Source organism: Micromonospora sp. HM134 (assembly GCF_007833915.1).
GTDB lineage: Bacteria > Actinomycetota > Actinomycetes > Mycobacteriales > Micromonosporaceae > Micromonospora > Micromonospora wenchangensis.
On record NZ_CP041061.1, the window covers coordinates 3,107,597 to 3,126,972 of the forward strand.

5 protein-coding genes are annotated in these 19,376 nt (G+C 74.3%); 2 read left to right on the plus strand and 3 right to left on the minus strand.

The window, feature by feature from the left end; all coding sequences use genetic code 11:
* Positions 1-46 precede the first annotated feature (46 nt).
* The 3 genes from FJK98_RS13605 to FJK98_RS13615 form a co-directional block, all read right to left on the minus strand.
* Positions 47-793, minus strand: a complete 747-nt coding sequence (locus FJK98_RS13605) for an SDR family NAD(P)-dependent oxidoreductase (protein WP_168222455.1) — start codon at positions 791-793, stop codon at positions 47-49.
* A complete protein-coding gene (locus FJK98_RS13610) occupies positions 790-2,424 on the minus strand; it encodes an FAD-binding protein (protein WP_205789441.1) in 1,635 nt (544 codons plus the stop codon). The genes FJK98_RS13605 and FJK98_RS13610 overlap by 4 nt, the downstream gene beginning before the upstream one ends.
* A 287-nt stretch (positions 2,425-2,711) precedes the next feature.
* Positions 2,712-3,101, minus strand: a complete 390-nt coding sequence (locus FJK98_RS13615; protein ID WP_240762827.1) for a helix-turn-helix domain-containing protein — start codon at positions 3,099-3,101, stop codon at positions 2,712-2,714.
* A gap of 133 nt (positions 3,102-3,234) precedes the next feature.
* Here FJK98_RS13615 and FJK98_RS13620 point away from each other — a divergent pair, with 133 nt between their 5' ends.
* Both FJK98_RS13620 and FJK98_RS13625 read left to right on the plus strand, forming a co-directional pair.
* Complete coding sequence (locus tag FJK98_RS13620) at positions 3,235-3,888, plus strand: NAD(P)-dependent oxidoreductase (RefSeq protein WP_194822632.1); 654 nt, start codon at positions 3,235-3,237, stop codon at positions 3,886-3,888.
* A gap of 1,422 nt (positions 3,889-5,310) precedes the next feature.
* A complete protein-coding gene (locus FJK98_RS13625) occupies positions 5,311-19,350 on the plus strand; it encodes a type I polyketide synthase (protein ID WP_168222456.1) in 14,040 nt (4,679 codons plus the stop codon).
* Positions 19,351-19,376 lie beyond the last annotated feature (26 nt).

Below are 19,376 nucleotides of genomic sequence, written 5' to 3' on the forward strand. Positions count from 1 at the left end.
TGTTCGACCGCTGATCTTTACCGGGACGTGCCGGCGGTACGGCCCGTCAGCGGGAGATCCGTTCCTCTCCCGCGATGACGACCTCCGTGAACGGATGCGGGGCGACCGGGTGCCCGGCGTTGACGATCCACGCCTCGCCGGTACGTCCCGTCGCGTGCGCCTGCTCGGCGGCGGCGGCCACCTCCTCCGGTGTCACCAACCCGACACCCGCGCGTACCAGCGCTTCGCGCCGGTCGGCGAGCATCGGGGTGTCCACCGCGCCCGGGCAGATCGCGTTGATCCGGATGTTCACCTGCCCGAGCGGGCCCGCGAGGGACCGGGCCAGCCCGACCACCGCGTGCTTACTCGCCGAGTACAGCGCGTCCGGCGACGGACGCAACCCGGTGGTGCTGGCGGTGACCAGCACCGCGCCACCGCCGTGCGCCCGCATCGGCGCGTACGCGGCCTGCACGCCGAACACGACGGAGTCGACGTTGGTCCGCATCATCGACCGGTACGCCTGCGGGTCGAACCCGTCGCCGACCGCCGTGCCGGCGAGCACGCCCACGTTGAGGTGCACCAGGTCCAGCGCCCCGTACCGGGCCAGGGTCGCCCCGACGTACTCCTGGCAGCCGGCCAGGGTGGTGGCGTCGGTGTGCACGAACAGCCCGTCGCACCCGTCGGCCACCGCGCGCCCCCGCCCGGCGTCGCGGTCCACGATCACGATCCGCCAACCCCGGGACCGGAAGCGGCGGGCCACTGCGGAGCCGATCCCACCGGCTCCCGCAGTGACCACCAGGACCTGTCCGGTCACGGAGCCGCCACGCCCAGGACGTGGCTGAACACGTTGAGCGGGTCGTAGGCCGCCTTGGCCAGTTGCAGGCGCGGGTAGTTGTCGCCGTAGAACAGCGTCGACCACGACACACCGGAGGTGTTCTGGGTGCTGTCGAGGAAGTCGATGTCGGGCCAGTTGATGTACGACCCCTCGTTGCGGGCGTCCGGCGCCGGCACCCCGCCGGTCTCGGCGTACACGTCCCGGTAGAGCCCGCGCAGCCAGTCGATGTTCACCGCGTCGGCGCTCGGGTCGTCCCAGTAGCTGGTGAACGACGCGGCGATCACCGACGAGCGGTGCGCCGTCGCCGTCGCGGTGGGAGCGGTGGCGTTGATCGCCCCGCCGTACGACAGCAGCGTCAGGCCGGACGCCGGGTTGGTGTAGCCGCTCGCCGTGAGCCGGTCGAACACCCGCCCCGCCTGGGCGTCGGTGTAGCGCTGCTTGAGCAGGCCGCCCTTGCTCTTGGAGCGCAGCGGGCCGGTGATGCCGAACGCGGCGGCCGTCGTCGGCAGGTTCAGCGTGGTGGTCAGCCACGGCCGGGTGCCGGTGTCGAGGATCGTCGGCGTCGCGGTGACGCCCGCGGTGATCGCGCTGACGTAGGAGCTGCGCAGGGTGTTGTTGCCGCTGACCGTGGGGTCGACCTGGGCGACGACCGACAGCCGGCCGTACTCGCTGCGGTTGGCGGTCAGCGCGGAGAACAGCCGGGTGCCGGTGGCCCCGGGGGCGCTGTTGAGCTCGTGCCAGGTGCCGTAGTTTGCCATGATCCGGACGAAGTCCGCCCGGGACACGTCGGCCCAGTTCCAGGTGAGGATGGTGTTGGCGACCGCGCCGGGCGGCGTCGGCAGCAGCGTGCTCGGGTTGGTGCCGGTGGCCGTGGCGCTGCGCAGCCAGAACCGGGTGACGATGCCGAAGTTGCCGCCCCCGCCACCGGTGTGCGCCCACCACAGCTCGCGGTTCGGGTCCCCGGTGGCCCGGGTCGCCACGACGGACTTCGCCGTGCCGGTCGCGTCGACGATGACGACCTCGACCGCGTCGATGTAGTCGGCGACGATGCCGTGCTGCCGGGAGAGCATGCCGAACCCGCCGCCGGTGGCGTGCCCGCCGATGCCGACGCTCTGGCAGGAGCCGCCGGGGAGGGTGACGCCCCACCCCCAGTCCAGCCGCCGGTACAGGTCACCGAGGGTGACACCGCCCTGCACGCAGAAGGCGTTACGGGTGGTGTCGAAGGTGACCGAGCGCATCTCGACCAGGTCGATGACGACCTTCGCCGCCGGGTCGTCGACGAAGTTCTCCAGGCAGTGCCCGCCGCTGCGGACCACGACCTTCTTGCCGGCCGTCACGGCCGCCTGCACCGCGGCGACGACCTGCTTGGTGGTGCTGACGATCCGTACCGCCTCCGGGCTGCCGACGAAGCGGCGGTTGAACCCGCGTTGGAGGGCGTCGGCGTAACGGCGGTCGGTGGGGCCGATCGTCACCGGCCCGGGAGTCTTCTGCCCACCGGCCAGGCTGTCGACCTGGGCGGGCGCGGCGACCACGTGGTCGCCGATCAGCGTGCTCGCACCTGCGCCGGCGATGACGGTGCCGACACCGGACATCAACCGCCTGCGGCTCAACCGGGACAAGCTTCCCCCTGGAATTGAGTGAATGTGGGGTGGACACCGCGCCCGATGCGTCGAGGCCCGGCGAAGAAACGTCAATGGGGGCGCGCGGCGATGCGCTCGCCACCTGTCGAACGGACCGTAACCTTACTATGGGAATTTCGCCGTCGCCAACGGTCGAAGCGCTCGCCAGAACCCCTATATCTCCCCTAGGGGAATTGTGTCCTGGATCACCTGAGTCGACGGTAATGGATGCGCTGAGCTATCCGGCCGGCACCCTGAATCAATACAGAAATGCCTGATCAGCGCAGTTCTGCCCGGCCCTGTCGGGCATGTTCGCGGTCGTATGCCTCCTGCGCGTCGAGCATCGCGCCGAGGTGGTCCTGTGCCCACTGGACGGCCAGCTCGATGGCGGGCAACAGGGTCCGGCCCAGCTCGGTCAGGCCATAGTGGACGCTGCGTGGCGGGCCGGGCTGCTCCATCCGGGCGACGAAGCCGTCCCGCTCCAGGCCGCGAAGCGCCGCCGTCAGCACCTTCGCCGTGACCGGGCCGATCTGCGCCCGGATGTCGGAGTACCGCATCGGTTCCTCGGCCAACAGGGAGATCACCATCGCCGTCCACTTGTCGCCGATGTGGATCGGCGCAATGCCCGACGGGCAGACCGGATCGAAGCGCGAGGTGGAGTCCGTCACCGAACCAGCCTAACGAGTTTCCCGGAGGAAACCTCGGTCCTCGTTACCGTGGCACGCCGGCGCTGTTCGCGGCCGTACGGCCCGTACGCGTGGGCGGCACCGGAACATCGGCATCGCGAGAGAGGGACGACCAGTGACCAAGATCGTAGTGTTCGGCGCAGGCGGCAAGGCGGGCAGGGCGATCGTGGCCGAGGCCGCCAGCCGTGGGCACGAGGTCGTCGCGGTCGTCCGGGACACCACCCGGTACGCCGACCTCTCCGGTTCCGGCGTCGAGGTGGTCGCCGGCGACGTCACCGACCAGTCGCAGGTCGCCGCCCTGGTCAAGGGCGCGGGCGCGGTGGTGAACGCGGTCGCCCCCGGTGCCGGGGACAACATGGCGACGTTCTTCACCGCCGCCGCGGGCGCGCTCGTCAACGCCGTCGCCGAAACCGGCGGGGGCCGCCTCGTCGCCATCGGCCTGTCGGCCTACCTCGACGCCGCGCCCGGCGTCCGGGTCATGGACACCCCCGGCTTCCCGGCGCAGTTCCAGGACTTCGCGAAGGCCCACGCGGCGGCGCTCGACGTGCTGCGGGAGGCGCCGGCGACGGTCGAGTGGTCGGTGGTGGTGCCGGCGATGGAGTTCGACCCGGAGGGCGAGCGGACCGGGACGTACCGCGCGGGCGACACCGGCATGCTGGCCGACGCCGACGGTGCCAGCCGGATCTCCTACCGCGACTTCGCCATCGCCGTCCTCGACGAGGCCGAGCAGGGCGCACACCCGCGCACGCACTTCGCCGTCGCCTACTGAGTTCCGGCGCGGAACACACCGCGTCCTGACCGTCGGCCCGGAACGCCGCGTCCGGGCCGGCACCGAGTGGTAGCCGCCGCGGGGCGTCGCCCGTCCGGCGGCCTGGACGCGGGCCGGAACCCGCCCGATCGGCTGCGCGGGATGGGCGCGGCAGCGGATCGGGCGGGTGGCCCGGGGTGGTCCCGTGACCGGGGTCGACCGTCCATGACGGACCCGACCCCTGTGCCGGCACGGGACCGGAGCCCGGGCCGACTGCGGCCTCCGCCACCGGCCCCCGGTGCGAGGGGCAGCCGGTGACGGAGGCCGCAGCACGAGACAAGGCGTCGGGTCGACCGGTGCTACCGCCGCGCCTCATTCCCGGGCGCCTGCCCCGGCTCCGATATCGGCGCGGCGCAGCGGTCCGCCCCCTGGCCGGACGGTAGATTCGCTGGCCGCTGGCCGCTGGCCGCTGGCCGCTGGCCGCTGGCCGCTGGCCGCTGGCCGCTGGCCGCTGGCTTGCCGGAGGATTCCCGCCCGTGGGTACGTGACTCCGGCCCTCTTCGGAGCGACCGTCCGCCGTGCCCCGATCCGGTCCTCGCCTCCCGGAGTTGGCCCGTTCTGCTCGTCGGGGCGGTGGCCCCCGCGAGGGCAGGCAACCCCGCCCTGCTGCGCGGAGCGCCGGGCACGCATCGGCTCGTCGTGCCGGTCGCGCGTCCTGTTCCCGCGCCGGGCGTCCGCTGCGTCGACGCCGGCGCCGTGCTTTCCCTCGTTGATTGTTCGCGTTATCCCGGAGCGTCGGCACCGGCGCGGTGAATTGTTTCCGCCGGGGAACAGTCGTGTTTCCGCCGTCGCCCCCCCATTGTCGGTGGTCGCTGATCCACTTCCGAGCATTTTTCCCCCGTGGTAATTGCACGTCGCGGAGCCCGGTGGTGTGCGGCACGGCCCGGCGATTGACGAAACAATACGAGTCCGGTTCTGATCAGCATGCGTATCGGTGCCCGGGTGGCCGTCGCCGATGTGGCGTCGGCCGGTCCGTCGGCGTGGCGGGGCGGCTTCCGGCCCCGTCGCCACCCGGTGCCGTGCCGGCCGGAAAGCCCGCCAGGGCAGCCCTTTCAATCGGCACCCGCGCCCGGCGCGGCCGAGTTCGCCCAGTGGCGATCGGTCCGTGGCCGCCCGCCGTCGCACGCCGTGGCGGCGGCGCTGGGTCGCCCGGGTCCATCGTGGGGACGGTGACCGAAAAGCGAGCGGAATGCGTTGCCGATAAACATCGATTAAACGTGGAGTTGACGATTCTAGGGGAAATCTAGGGGTTGAAGACCGTCGATCACTGATCGACTCTGGACGGGTCGTTGGCGGAGCGAATCGAAGTACCTCTCTCGATCATCTGCAATTCCCACGCGCTTCGCGTCACTGCGCCCACCGCGTCGAACCCGGGGGAAATACGTGGCTGTCCTGTACGGATACGAGTCGGCTGATTTCACGGCGGACATCGCGATCACCGGCATCGCGTGCCGTTTCCCCGAAGCACCGGACCCGACCCGATTCTGGGAATTGCTCGTGGCGGGCCGCAGCGCCGTCCGGGACGTCCGGGACCGCTGGCCCGCCGCCACCGGGGCCGCCCGCTGGGGCGCCTTCCTGACCGAGGTCGACACCTTCGACGCGCCCTTCTTCGACATCGGCGCCCGCGAGGCCGCACTGCTCGACCCGAGGCAACGCCTCCTGCTCGAACTCGGCTGGGAGGCACTGGAGGACGGCCGGGTGCCCGCCGACGCCGTGGCCGGCACCCCGTTGGGCGTGTTCGTCGGCACCACCTGGGACGACTACGCCCAGGTGGCACACCGCCACCGCACCGCGCTGCGCTCCGGCCACGCGATGACCGGCCTGCACCGCAGCATGATCGCCAACCGGCTGTCGTACTTCCTGCGCGCCAACGGGCCGAGCGTCACCGTCGACACCGGCCAGTCGTCCTCGCTGGTGGCCGTCCACCTGGCCTGCGCCAGCCTGCGCAGCGGCGAGTCGACGACCGCGCTCGCCGCCGGGGTGAGCCTGGCCCTGCTGCTGGAGAGCAGCCACATCTCCGACGACTGGGGCGGGTTGTCCCCCGACGGTCGCTGCCACACCTTCGACGCCCGCGCCAACGGCTACGTCCGGGGCGAGGGCGGGGGAGCGGTCCTGCTCAAACCGCTCGACCGGGCGCTCGCCGACGGCGACCGGATCTACTGCGTGATCCGGGGCAGCGCGGTCTCCGCCGGTGCGGGCGGCACCCCCACCACCCCGGACCCGGCCGCCCAGGAGGCGACGCTGCGCGCCGCCCACCGCCGCGCGGGCACCACCGCCGCCGACGTCCAGTACGTCGAACTGCACGGCACGGGCACCCGGGTCGGCGACCCGATCGAGGCCGGCGCGCTGGGCCGGGCGCTCGGCGACCCGGCCGCGCCGCTGGCGGTCGGCTCGGTCAAGACCAACATCGGCCACCTGGAGGGTGCCGCCGGCATCGCCGGACTGATCAAGACCGCGCTGGCCGTACGGCACCGCCAACTCCCGCCGAGCCTGCACTTCACCACCCCGAACCCCGACATCGACCTGCCCCGGCTCGGCCTGACGGTGGTCACCGACCCGACGCCCTGGCCGCGCCCGGACCGGCCCCTGGTGGCGGGAGTCAGCTCGTTCGGCATGGGCGGGACGAACTGCCACGTGGTCCTCGGCGAGGCCCCCACCGACGCGCCGCCGACCGCCCCGGTGCCGCCGGACGTGCCGGTCCTGGCCTGGCCGGTGTCCGCGAAGTCCGACCCGGCCCGGGACGCCGCCGTGACGCGCCTGCGGGAGCACGACGCCGACCCGGCGGCGGTGGCCTGGTCCCTGGCCACCACCCGGGCGGAACTGACCCACCGGGCCGTCGTGGTCGGCGACCGGGTGGTCACCGGCCAGGCGCGCGACACCGCCCTGGGATTCGTGTTCGCCGGTCAGGGCGCCCAACGGGTCGGCATGGGACTGCGCCTGCACGCGGCCCACCCGGTCTTCGCCGCCGCGTTCGACGAGGTGTGCGACCTGGCCCGGGTGGACCTGCGCACGGCGATCAGCACCGGCGACGGGCTCGACGCCACCGGCACCACCCAACCCGCCCTGTTCGCCGTCGAGGTGGCGCTGTTCCGGCTGCTGGAGTCGTGGGGCGTCCACCCCGACGTGCTCGTCGGCCACTCGATCGGCGAGATCGCCGCCGCGCACGTCGCCGGGGTGCTCGACCTGCCGGACGCGGTACGGCTGGTGTCCGCACGCGGCGAACTGATGCAGGCGCTGCCCGCCGGCGGGGCCATGGCGCACGTCCGCGCCGCCGACTCCGTCGTACGCCCGTTCCTGCGCGACGGCGTGGTCGTCGCGGCCGTCAACGGCCCCGACGCGACGGTGCTCGCCGGACCCGCCGGGCCGCTGCGCGCGGTCACCGGGGAGATCGCGGCGGCGACCCGGGCCCGGGTACGGCACCTGCGGGTCAGCCACGCCTTCCACTCGCCCCTGATGGACCCGATGTGCGACCGGTTCCGCCGGGTCCTGTCGACGGTGACGTTCCGGCCGGCCACCCTGCCCGTCGTCTCCACCGTGACCGGTGCGCCCGCCGACCTGACCGACCCCGAACACTGGGTACGCCAGGTGCGCGAACCGGTGCTCTTCCACGCCGCCGTCACCGGGGCCGGCACCGCGTACCACGTCGGCACCTGGCTGGAACTCGGACCGGACGGCTCGCTGTCCACCCTGATCGACGGCGGCGTCCCCACCCTGCGCGTCGACCACGACGAGGCCACCAGCCTGGTCACCGCCGCCGGGACGGTGTGGACCCGTGGCCACCCGGTGGACTGGCGGGCCCTACTCGGCGGCGCGGGCCGGGTCGTCGACCTGCCCACCTACCCGTTCCAACGCACCCGGCACTGGGTCGGAGCCCGGCCGGAACCCACCCGTACCGGCCGGCCGGCCGCCGACCGCGACCTCACCGCCGAGATCGACGTCCTCGTCCGACGGGTGCTCGGCGGACGCGCGCCCGCCGTCATCGCGGCCACCACCACCTTCCACGACCTGGGCTTCACCTCGCTGCTGGCGGTCGAGCTGCGCGACGAACTCGCCGCCGCCACCGGTCTGGTCCTCCCGAGCGGGCTGCTGTTCGACCATCCCACCCCCGCCGCGCTCGCCGAGCGGCTCACCGTGCTGCTCGCCGACGGCGACCCGGCCCCGGACGACGAAGCCGACGACGACACGTCGACCGTCGTGGACGAACCCGTCGCCATCGTCGGGATGGCCTGCCGCTTCCCGGGCGGGGTGGCCTCACCGGAGGACCTGTGGACGCTGCTCGTCGACGGCGCCGACGTCATCGGGGAGTTCCCCGACGACCGGGGCTGGAACCTGACGGCGCTGCGCGACTCGGGCCGGCTCGGCACCGGCTCGGGCGGGTTCCTCGCCGACGCCGCCGGCTTCGACGCCGCGTTCTTCGGCATCTCACCCCGTGAGGCGCTGGGCATGGACCCGCAGCAACGGCTGCTGCTGGAGGTCTCCTGGGAGGCGCTGGAACGCGCGGGAATCGCCCCCACCTCCCTGCGGAACAGCCGGGTCGGTGTCTTCGCCGGCGCGACCGGGGGCGACTACGGCCCCCGGATGCACGAGGCCCACCCCGACGCCGAGGGCTACCTGCTGACCGGCGTCAGCCCCAGCGTCGCCTCCGGCCGTATCGCGTACACCCTCGGCCTCACCGGGCCGGCGCTGACGGTCGACACGGCCTGCTCGTCGTCGCTTGTCGCCGTACACCTGGCGGCGTCGGCGCTGCGCAACGGCGAGTGTTCGCTGGCGTTGGCCGGGGGCGTCACCGTGATGTCCACGCCCGGCATGTTCGTCGAGTTCAGCCGGCAGGGCGGGCTGTCGCCGGACGGCCGGTGCAAGGCGTACTCCGCCGACGCCGACGGGACGGGGTGGGCCGAGGGCGCGGGGATGCTGGTGCTGGAGCGCCTGTCGGATGCGCGTCGGCTCGGTCATCGGGTGTTGGCGGTGGTGCGGGGTAGTGCGGTGAATTCGGATGGTGCGTCGAACGGCCTGACCGCGCCGAGCGGTCCGTCCCAGGAGCGGGTGATTCGTCGGGCGTTGGCGGTGGCGGGTCTGTCGGTGTCCGACGTGCAGGTGGTGGAGGGCCACGGGACGGGCACCCGGTTGGGTGATCCGATCGAGGCGGAGGCGTTGTTGGCGACGTACGGGCGGGGTCGGGTGGTGCCGTTGTGGTTGGGGTCGGTGAAGTCGAACATCGGCCATACGCAGCATGCGGCGGGTGTTGCTGGGGTGATCAAGGTGGTGTTGGCGATGCGGCACGGCATCGTCCCGGGGTCGTTGCACGTGGCCGAGCCGTCGGGGTTGGTGGACTGGTCGTCGGGTGGGGTGGAGGTGGTGCGGGGGTCGCGGGAGTGGGTGGTGGCTGATGGTGGTCGTCGGCGGGCGGGGGTGTCGTCGTTCGGGATCAGTGGGACGAACGCGCACGTGATCGTGGAGGAACCGCCGGCTGAGCCGGAGGTGCCGGCCGGAGGCGGTTCGCCCGTGTCGTCGGGACAGACCCCGGCGGCGGGTACGCCGGTCGGTGGCGTGGGGTCCTCCGCCGAGGTGTTGCCCGCGCCGGTGGGGGTGACGCCGTGGCCGGTGTCGGCGCGGACCGCCGCCGGGGTGCGGGAGTTGGTGGAGCGGTTGCAGTCGATGGTGGCTGGGGTGTCGGGGGTGGATGTGGGGTGGTCGTTGGCGTCGACGCGGTCGGTGTTCGACGAGCGGGCGGTGCTGCTCGACGGTGAGACTGTCGCGGATTCGGCGTCGCTCGCTCCGGAGATTCGTGCTCTGGCTTCCGGTGCGGTTCCTACCCCCACAGTGGATCCGGCCCGGGGGTCGTCGGATGGCGCTGCGTCGTCGGGTGGGGTGTCGTCCGGTGGCATTCCTGTGGGGTTGGGTCTGGTGTTCGGGGGTCAGGGTGGTCAGCGGGTGGGGATGGGTGCGGGTTTGTATCGGGCGTTTCCGGTGTTCGCGTCGGTGTTCGATGAGGTGTGTGGGCTGTTGGGGCCGGATGTCCATGAGGCGATCGGCTCTGGTGTGGGTCTGGATGGGACGGGTGTTGCGCAGCGGGCGTTGTTCGCGGTGGAGGTGGCGTTGTTCCGGCTGGTCGAGTCGTGGGGTGTGCAGCCGGCGGTTTTGGTGGGTCATTCGATCGGGGAGATCGCCGCCGCACATGTGTCGGGGGTGCTGTCCCTGCCGGATGCGGTGACGTTGGTGTCGGCGCGGGCTCGTCTGATGGCGGCGTTGCCGGCGGGTGGGGCGATGGTGTCGTTGCGGGCCTCGGCTGAGGCGGTGCAGCCGTTCCTGTCCGGTGATGTGGTGGTCGCGGCGGTGAATGGTCCGTCGGCGGTGGTGATCGCCGGCCCCGAACAGGAAACGCTGCGAGCGGCGGAGACGGCAGCGACCACGCTGGGTGTGCGGCAGCGGCGGTTGTCGGTGAGTCACGCGTTTCATTCGCCGTTGATGGAGCCGATGTTGGACGAGTTCCGTGCGGTGGTGGAGGGCCTGTCGTTCCAGCCGGCGCGGATTCCGGTGGTGTCGACCGTCACCGGAACGGTCGAGGATCTGGGGGAGCCGGATTATTGGGTGCGGCAGGTGCGTGAGCCGGTGCGGTTCCACGAGGCGATCGAGGCGGCTGGTCCCCGTTCCTGGTGGGAGTTGAGCGCGGACGGTGGTCTGTCGTCCCTGCTGACCGACGGTATCCCGATGCTCCGGCCGGGTGCCGACGAGGCGGTGTCGGCGGTGACGGGGTTGGCGCAGGTGTGGGTGCGCGGGCACGAGGTGGACTGGCGGGGGTACTACGGCGGGGGGAAGGTCGTCGACCTGCCGACGTACCCGTTCCAACGGCAGCGGTACTGGCTCGACAACCAGCCCGCGGTCGGGACCACCGGCACCCGGCACGGTCTGCTGTCCACCTCGGTGGACCTCGCCGACGACGCGGGGGTGCTGCTGACCGGCCGCGTCTCCACCCGCAGCCACCGCTGGCTCGCCGACCACGTCGTCGACGGGCGGACGCTGCTGCCGGGCACCGCGTTCCTCGAGGCGGCCCTGCGCGCCGGTGCCGAGTGCGACTGCCCCCGCGTCGAGGACCTCACACTGCTCACCCCCCTCCCGGTCGGCCCCACCGCCGTCGCGCTCCAGGTGGCCGTCGGGCCGCCGACCGTCGACGGCCACCGCACCGTCACCGTGTACGCCCGCGCCGCCGACTCGACCGACTGGACCCGGCATGCCGTAGGCACCCTGACACCCGCCCGGCCGGCGTCGGCCCCTCCCCGGCTACCGGCCGACGCGCAGGAACTGGACCTGACCGGCGTCTACGAGTCCGTCGCCGCCCACGGCTACCACTACGGGCCGGCGTTCCAGGGACTCCGTCGCCTCTGGCGGACCCGGGACGGCCTTCACGCCGAGGTCGAACTCGACGCGGGCGAGCCGGTGGAGCCGTACCTGCTGCATCCCGCCCTGCTCGACGGCGCGCTGCACCCGGCGCTGCCCGGCGTGGCCGACGACGCCCGCCCGGCCGCGCTGCCGTTCGCCTGGTCCGGCGTCCAGGTGCACGCCACCGGCGTCCGCCGGCTCCGGGTGGCGTACACCTGGACGGGGCCGGAGACGCTGTCGATGACGGCGGTGGACGACGACGGCACGCTGGTCGCCGAGGTCGCCTCGCTGGTCTGGCGGCCGGTGGGCGCGGTGCGGCGCGGTGAGGTGCTGACCCGGGGCTGGGTGCCGGCACCGGCCCCCACCGGCACGCCCCGCCCGGTCACCGCCGTGGCGCTCGCCGCCCGTGGCGCGGACCAGGCAGCCGCCGCCCACGCCGTCGCCGAGGACGTCCTCGACGAGATCCACGCCGCGCTCGCCACCGACGACGGGCGCACCGTGGTCTTCACCGTCGCCGACGACGCACCGGCCCTGGCCGTCGCCGCCGGGCTCGTCCGCTGTGCCCGCACCGAACACCCGGGCCGGTTCGTCCTCCTGCACCACGACACCGCTGTCGACGCGGCGGACCTGGCGCGGGTGGCCGCCCTCGACGAACCGGAGGTACGCCTCGCCGGTGGCGCGCTGACCGTGCCCCGGCTGCGCCGCGACGACCACACCCCGAGCGCCCCGGTCGACCTCGGCGACGGCACCGTCCTGATCACCGGCGCCAGCGGCGCACTCGGCACCGGACTCGCCCGCCACCTGGTACGCGACCTGGGCGTACGGGGGCTGCTGCTGCTCAGCCGCCGGGGCGCGGACGCCCCCGGCGCCGCCGAACTCGCCGACGAACTGCGGGCGTACGGCGCGGTGGTGACCCTGGCCGCCGGCGACGCGGCCGACCCGGAGCAGCTCGCCGCCGCGTTCTCCCTGATCCCCGCCGACCTGCCGCTCACCGCCGTGGTGCACGCGGCCGGCGTGCTCGACGACGGCCTCGTCGCCACCCTCACCCCCCGGGCGCTGCACGCCGTGCTGCGACCCAAGGTGGACGCGGCATGGCACCTGCACCGGCTCACCGCCGACCTCGACCTGGCCGCGTTCGTGCTGTACTCGTCGATCTCCCAGCAGATCGGCGCGGCCGGCCAGGCCAGCTACGCCGCCGGCAACGCCTTCCTCGACGCGCTCGCCGCCCACCGGCACGCCGCCGGCCTGCCCGCCACCTCACTGGCCTGGGGGCTGTGGGCCGCCGAGGGTGGCATGGCCGAGACGCTCGGCGCGGCCGACCTGGCCCGGATGGCCCGCAACGGGGTGGCCCCGCTGCGGCACGACGACGGCCTGGCCCTGTTCGACCGGGCCCTCGGGTTGCCCGGCCCGCTACTGGTCCCGATGCTGCTGGACACCGCCGGGCTGGCCACGGCGAACGATCCGGCGACACTGCCCGCCGTGTGGCGCGGCCTGGTCCGCCCCCGGGCCGCCCACCCCCGCCCGGTCACCGACGGCCCGTCGCACCGGGACCTGGCGGAGGTGGTCCGCGCCGAGGTGGCGGCCGTCCTCGGCCACACCGACCGGACGAAGGTCGGGGTGCGGGCCGCGCTCACCGACCTCGGTGTCGACTCGCTCACCTCCGTCGAGCTGCGCAACCGGCTCGCCTCGGTCACCGGGCTGGCGCTGTCGGCGACGGTGGTGTTCGACCATCCCACGGTCGCGGCGCTCGCCGACCACCTGCGGGAGCTGACCGGTGGGACCGACCCGGACGGCCCGGCGGCCGGCAGCGTCACCGACGCCCACGACCCGATCGCCGTCATCGGCATGGCCTGCCGCTACCCCGGCGGGGTCGACTCCCCGCAGGACCTGTGGCGGCTGGTGGCCGAGGGACGGGACGCCATCTCCGAGTTCCCGGTCAACCGCGACTGGCCGGAGGACCTCTACGACCCCGACCCGGGCCGCCCCGGGCACAGCTACGTCCGCGAGGGCGGCTTCCTGCACCGGGCCGACGAGTTCGACCCGGCGTTCTTCGGCATCTCGCCCCGCGAGGCGCTGGCGATGGACCCCCAGCAGCGGCTGCTGCTGGAGACGGCGTGGGAGGCGGTGGAACGCGCCTGCATCGACCCGTACTCGCTGCGCGGCAGCACCACCGGCGTGTTCGCCGGGCAGATGTACCACGACTACGCGCCGCCGGTCGACGCGATGCCCGGCGACCTGGAGGGCATCCTGCTCACCGGCAACACCGGCAGCGTGCTCAGCGGCCGGCTGGCGTACGTGCTCGGGCTCACCGGACCCGCCGTCACCGTCGACACGGCGTGCTCGTCGTCGCTGGTCGCCACCCACCTGGCCGTCCGGGCGCTACGCGCCGGTGAGTGCTCGCTGGCCCTCGCCGGCGGGGTCACCGTCATGTCGACCCCCGGCACGTTCGTCGAGTTCAGCAGGCAGCGGGGCCTGTCGCCGGACGGACGCTGCAAGTCCTTCTCGGCGGACGCCGACGGCACCGGCTGGGGCGAGGGCGTGGGCGTGCTGCTGCTGGAACGCCTCTCCGACGCCCGCCGCCACGGGCACCCGGTGCTGGCCGTGCTGCGCGGGACCGCCGTCAACTCCGACGGCGCGTCCAACGGGCTGACCGCCCCCAACGGCCGCTCCCAGCGGGCGGTGATCCGGGCGGCGCTCGCCGACGCCGGACTCACCCCCGGCGACGTGGACGCGGTGGAGGCGCACGGCACCGGCACCCGCCTCGGCGACCCGATCGAGGCGGAGGCCGTCCTCGCCACCTACGGCCACGACCGCGTCGAACCGCTCTACCTCGGGTCGCTGAAATCCAACGTCGGGCACACCCAGGCCGCCGCCGGCGTCGGCGGCATCATCAAGATGATCGAGGCGATGCGCCACGGCACCCTGCCGGCGACCCTGCACGTCTCCGCGCCGTCGCCGTTCGTGGACTGGTCCGCAGGCGCGGTGCGGCTGCTCACCGAACCCCGGGACTGGCCCGACACCGGCCGGGTACGCCGCGCCGCCGTCTCCTCGTTCGGGATCAGCGGCACCAACGCGCACGTCGTCATCGAGGCCGCCCCGCCGGAGCCGACGCCCACCGGGCCCGACCCCGCCACCGCCCCGGCCGTGGTGCCGCTGGTGCTCTCCGCCGTCACCCCCGCCGGACTGCGGGCCCGCGCCGACCAGCTCGCCGACCTCCTCGACGACGACGCCCCGAGCGCCGACCTGGGCTGGTCGCTCGCGGCCACCCGCGCCGACCTGCCGGAACGTGCCGTCGTGCTGGCCGATCACGCCACCGCCCTGCGCGCCCTCGCCGGCCACGACCCGCAGCCCGGACCGGGCGGCGACGCCGAACCCGCCCTGGTGGTCGGCACCGCCGGCGACCACGGCGGCGTCGTGTTCGTCTTCCCCGGCCAGGGCGGCCAGTGGACGGGGATGGCCGCGCCGCTGATGGCGCAGTCACCGGTCTTCGCCGCGTCGATGCGGGCCTGCGCCACCGCCCTGGCCCCGTACGTGGACTTCGACGTCACCGACCCGGACCTGGCCCTCGACCGGGTCGACGTGGTGCAGCCCGCGCTGTGGTCGGTGATGGTGTCGCTGGCCGCGCTGTGGCGTTCGCTGGGGGTGGAACCCGACGCCGTCGTCGGACACTCGCAGGGCGAGATCGCCGCCGCCGTCGTCGCCGGTGCGCTCACCCTCGACGACGGCGCCCGGGTGGTGGCGCTGCGCAGCCGGGCCCTGCGGGACATCACCGGCGGCGGTGGGATGCTCTCCGTCGCCCTGCCGGCCGAGGACGTCGCCGACCGGCTCGCCGGCCACGGCGGGCGGCTGTCCATCGCCGCGCTCAACGGTCCACGCTCCACCGTGGTGGCCGGCGACGCCGACGCGCTCGCCGACCTGCACGCCCGCTTCGCCGCCGAGGACGTCCGCTCCCGCATGGTCAACGTGGACTACGCCTCCCACTCCGCGCACATCGAACCCCTCGGCGCGTCGCTCACCGCGCTCCTCGCCGACGTCGCACCGCAGCCGCCCCGGGTGCCGCTGTACTCCACGGTCACCGGCCGTCCGCTGACCGAACCGATGGACGCCGACTACTGGTACCGCAACCTGCGGCACACCGTGCTGTTCCACGACGCCGTCACCGAACTGACCGGCCACGGGCACGGCGTTTTCGTCGAGATCAGCCCGCACCCCGTGCTCGCCGTCGGGCTCACCGAGACGGCACCGGACGCCCGCGTCGCCGGTTCGCTGCGCCGCGACCGGGGCGGCCTCGACCAGTTCCTCACCGCCGCCGCCACCGTCTACACCTGGGGGGTGCCGGTGGACCTCACCGCGCTGTTCCCCGGGGCCCGGGGCGTGGACCTGCCCACCTACCCGTTCCAACGCGAGCGGTACTGGCTGACCCGGCAACCCCGCGGCGAGGTCTCCGGGGCGGGCCTCGACCCGGCGGCCCATCCGCTGCTCGGCGCGGTGACCGCCCTGCCCGACGGCACGGTCCTGCTCACCGGCAGCGTGTCCCGCCGCACCCAGCCCTGGCTGGCCGACCACGTCTTCTCCGGCACGGTCCTGGTGCCCGGCACCGCCCTGGTGGAGTTGGCGCTGCGCGCCGGTGACGAGGTCGGCTGCGACGAACTGCGCGAACTGACCCTGGTCGCCCCGCTCGCCCTGCCCGACCGGGCGTCGGTGCGGGTGCAGGTCCGGGTCGGTGCACCGGAGGCCGACGGCGTCCGGCAGGTCACCGTGCACGGCCGGGCCGCCGAGGACGACCCGTGGACCCTGCACGCCACCGGCAGCGTCGCGTCCGCCGCCCCGGACACCCCGCCGTTCCCGCTGGTGTGGCCGCCGGCCGGCACGCAACCGGTCGACCTGGACGGTGCGTACGACCGGCTCGCCGCGCACGGCTACGACTACGGCCCGACCTTCCGTGGCCTGCGCGCCGCGTGGACCGGACCCGACGGTGACGTCTACGCCGAGGTGGCGCTCCCCACCGCCGACGCCGACCGGTTCCTCGTCCACCCGGCGCTGCTCGACGCGGCGCTGCACCCGATGCTGCCGGGCGTGGTCGGCGACCGGCCGGCGGGCCTGCCGTTCAGCCTGTCGGGCGTGCGGGTGACCACCACCGGGGCGACCGCGTTGCGCGTACACCTGTCGGCGGGGGAGGGGACGGAGGGCACCGCGCGGGTCGTCGCCGCCGACCCCGGCGGCACCGTCGTCGCCGTCCTCGACGCGGTCGTGCTGCGGCCGGCCGCCGCACCCGCACCGTCCCGCGACGCCCTGTACCGGGTGGAGTGGACGCCACTGGACCTGCCCGCCGCCGCACCCGTCCCGGCCGGCACCGAGGTGCTCGTGGTCCGCCCCGCCGCCACCGGGGACGTCCCCGCCGACATCCGGGCCACCCTGAGCCGGGTCCGCGACGACGTGCGGACCTGGCTCGCCGCCGAGCACCCGGACACCGCGCGCCTGGTCGTGGTCACCACCGGTGCCGGCCCCACCGGCACCGACCTGCCCGCCGCCGCCGTCTGGGGTCTGCTGCGCACCGCCCAGACCGAGAACCCCGACCAGGTCGTCCTGCTCGACGTCGACGCCACGGCGGTGCCCGACGACCTGCTCGGCCCGGTGCTGGCCAGCGGGGAACCGCAGGTGGCGGTCCGGTCCGGGGTCGCGTCCGTGCCCCGGCTCGCCGCCGCCGGGCCCGACCTGGTGCCACTGCCCACCGACGGGGCGCACCGGATGGTCGTCACCCGCCCCGGAACCCTGGACAGCCTGGCCTTCGAACCCTGCCCGCAGGTGTGGCAGCCGCTCGGCCCCACCGAGGTCCGGCTCGCCGTCCGCGCCGGTGGGCTGAACTTCCGCGACGTGCTCATCGCCCTCGGGCTGGTCCCGCAGCAGCACGCGCTGATGGGGGCCGAGGGCGCGGGTGAGGTCCTCGCCGTCGGGTCCGCCGTCACCGACCTCACCCCCGGTGACCGGGTGTTCGGCTACTTCGACGGCGCGTTCGCGCCGGTCGCCGTCGCCGACCGGCGGCTGCTGGCCCGGATGCCCGACGACTGGTCGTACGCCCGCGCGGCCACCGTGCCGGTGGTGTTCCTGACCGCCTACTACGGACTGGTGGACCTCGGCCGCGTCGGACCCGGTGACCGGGTGCTCGTCCACGCCGCCGCCGGTGGGGTCGGTATCGCCGCCGTGCAGCTCGCCCGCCACCTCGGGGCCGAGGTGTTCGGCACCGCCAGCCCCGGCAAGTGGGACACCCTGCGCGCGCTCGGCCTCGACGACGACCACATCGCCAACTCCCGCACCCTCGACTTCGCGGCGACGTTCCGCGCCACCACCGGCGGACGCGGGATGGACGTGGTGCTCAACTCGCTCGCCGACGACTTCGTCGACGTGTCGCTCGGCCTGCTCGCCGACGGGGGACGCTTCCTGGAGATGGGCAAGACCGACATCCGGGACCGCGCCGAGGTGTACGCCGCGTACCCCACCGTCGACTACCGGCCGTACGACCTCACGGCCCTGGCGGTCACCGCGCCCGACGCCGAGGGGGCCGAACCGGAGCGGCTGCGGGCGATCCTCGCCGAGGTGCTGGACCTCTTCGCCGCCGGGGTGCTCGCCCCACTGCCCGTCACCACCTGGGACGTGCGCCGCGCCCGGGAGGCGTTCCGGGCCCTGCAACAGGCCCGCACCATCGGCAAGGTCGTGCTCACCGTGCCGAAGCCGCTGGACCCGGCGGGCACCGTCCTGGTGACCGGGGCCACCGGCACCCTCGGCGGGCTCACCGCCCGGCACCTGGCCGCCGCCCACGGCGTACGCGAAATGCTGCTGGTCAGCCGGCGCGGACCGGACGCCCCCGGCGCGGCCGAGTTGGTCGCCGACCTGGCTGACCTCGGCGCGCGGGCCCGGGTGGTCGCCTGCGACGTCGCCGACCGCGACGCCCTCGCCGCGCTGCTCGCCGACATTCCCGCCGCGCACCCGCTGACCGCCGTGTTCCACACCGCCGGTGTCCTCGACGACGGGCTGTTCACCGCCCTGACCCCGGCCCAGTTCGACACCGTCCTGGCGGCCAAGGTGGACGCCGCCTGGCACCTGCACGAGCTGACCGCGCACCGGGACCTGTCCGCGTTCGTGCTGTTCTCCTCGTTCGCCGGGCTGCTGGGCACCCCGGGGCAGGCCAACTACGCCGCCGCCAACGGTTTCCTCGACGGCCTCGCCGCGCTGCGCCGCGCCGCCGGGCTGCCCGCCGTCTCCCTGGCCTGGGGACTGTGGGCGCAGGCCAGCGGCATGACCGGGCACCTGTCGGAGACGGACCTGGCCCGGATGGCCCGCGAGGGGCTGCGCCCGCTGGAGGCCGGGGAGGGGATGAGCCTGCTCGACGACAGCCTGGCCGCCGGCCTGCCCGTGGTCGCGCCCACCAAACTCGGCCTGCCCGCGCTGCGCGCCCAGGGCGACGCGCTGCCCGCCCTGCTCCGCGGCCTGGTCACCCGGACCTCCCGCCGGCAGACCGCCACCGGCCAGGCGACGGCCGGCACCCTCGCCGACCGGCTCGCCCCGCTCACCGAGGCGGACCGGACGACCGCCCTGACCGACCTGGTCCGTGCCCAGGTGACCGCGGTGCTCGGACACGGCGGCGACGGCGTCGTCGACCCCGACCGGGCCTTCCGCGACCTCGGCTTCGACTCGCTCACCGCCCTCGAACTGCGTAACCGGCTCGGCACCGCCACCGGGCTGCGCCTGGCCGCCGGAGTGGTCTTCGACCACCCCACCCTGACCGAACTGGTCACCCACCTGCGCGGCCAACTGGCGCTGGACACCCCGCCCCGACCGGACGGCAGCCCCACCGGCGTCCTGGCCGAGCTGGGCCGGCTCGAACAGGCGATGCGTCAACTCACCGACCGACCCACCGGTGCCGTCGCCGACCGGCTGCGGGACCTGTTGGCGATGTGCGGTCCGACCCCGGCGGCGGCCGTCCCCGACGTGGACCTGGACGCCGCGACCGACGACGAACTGTTCGCGCTCGTCGACGAACAGAACTGACACCCGACCCTGCCTGACTGGGAGTG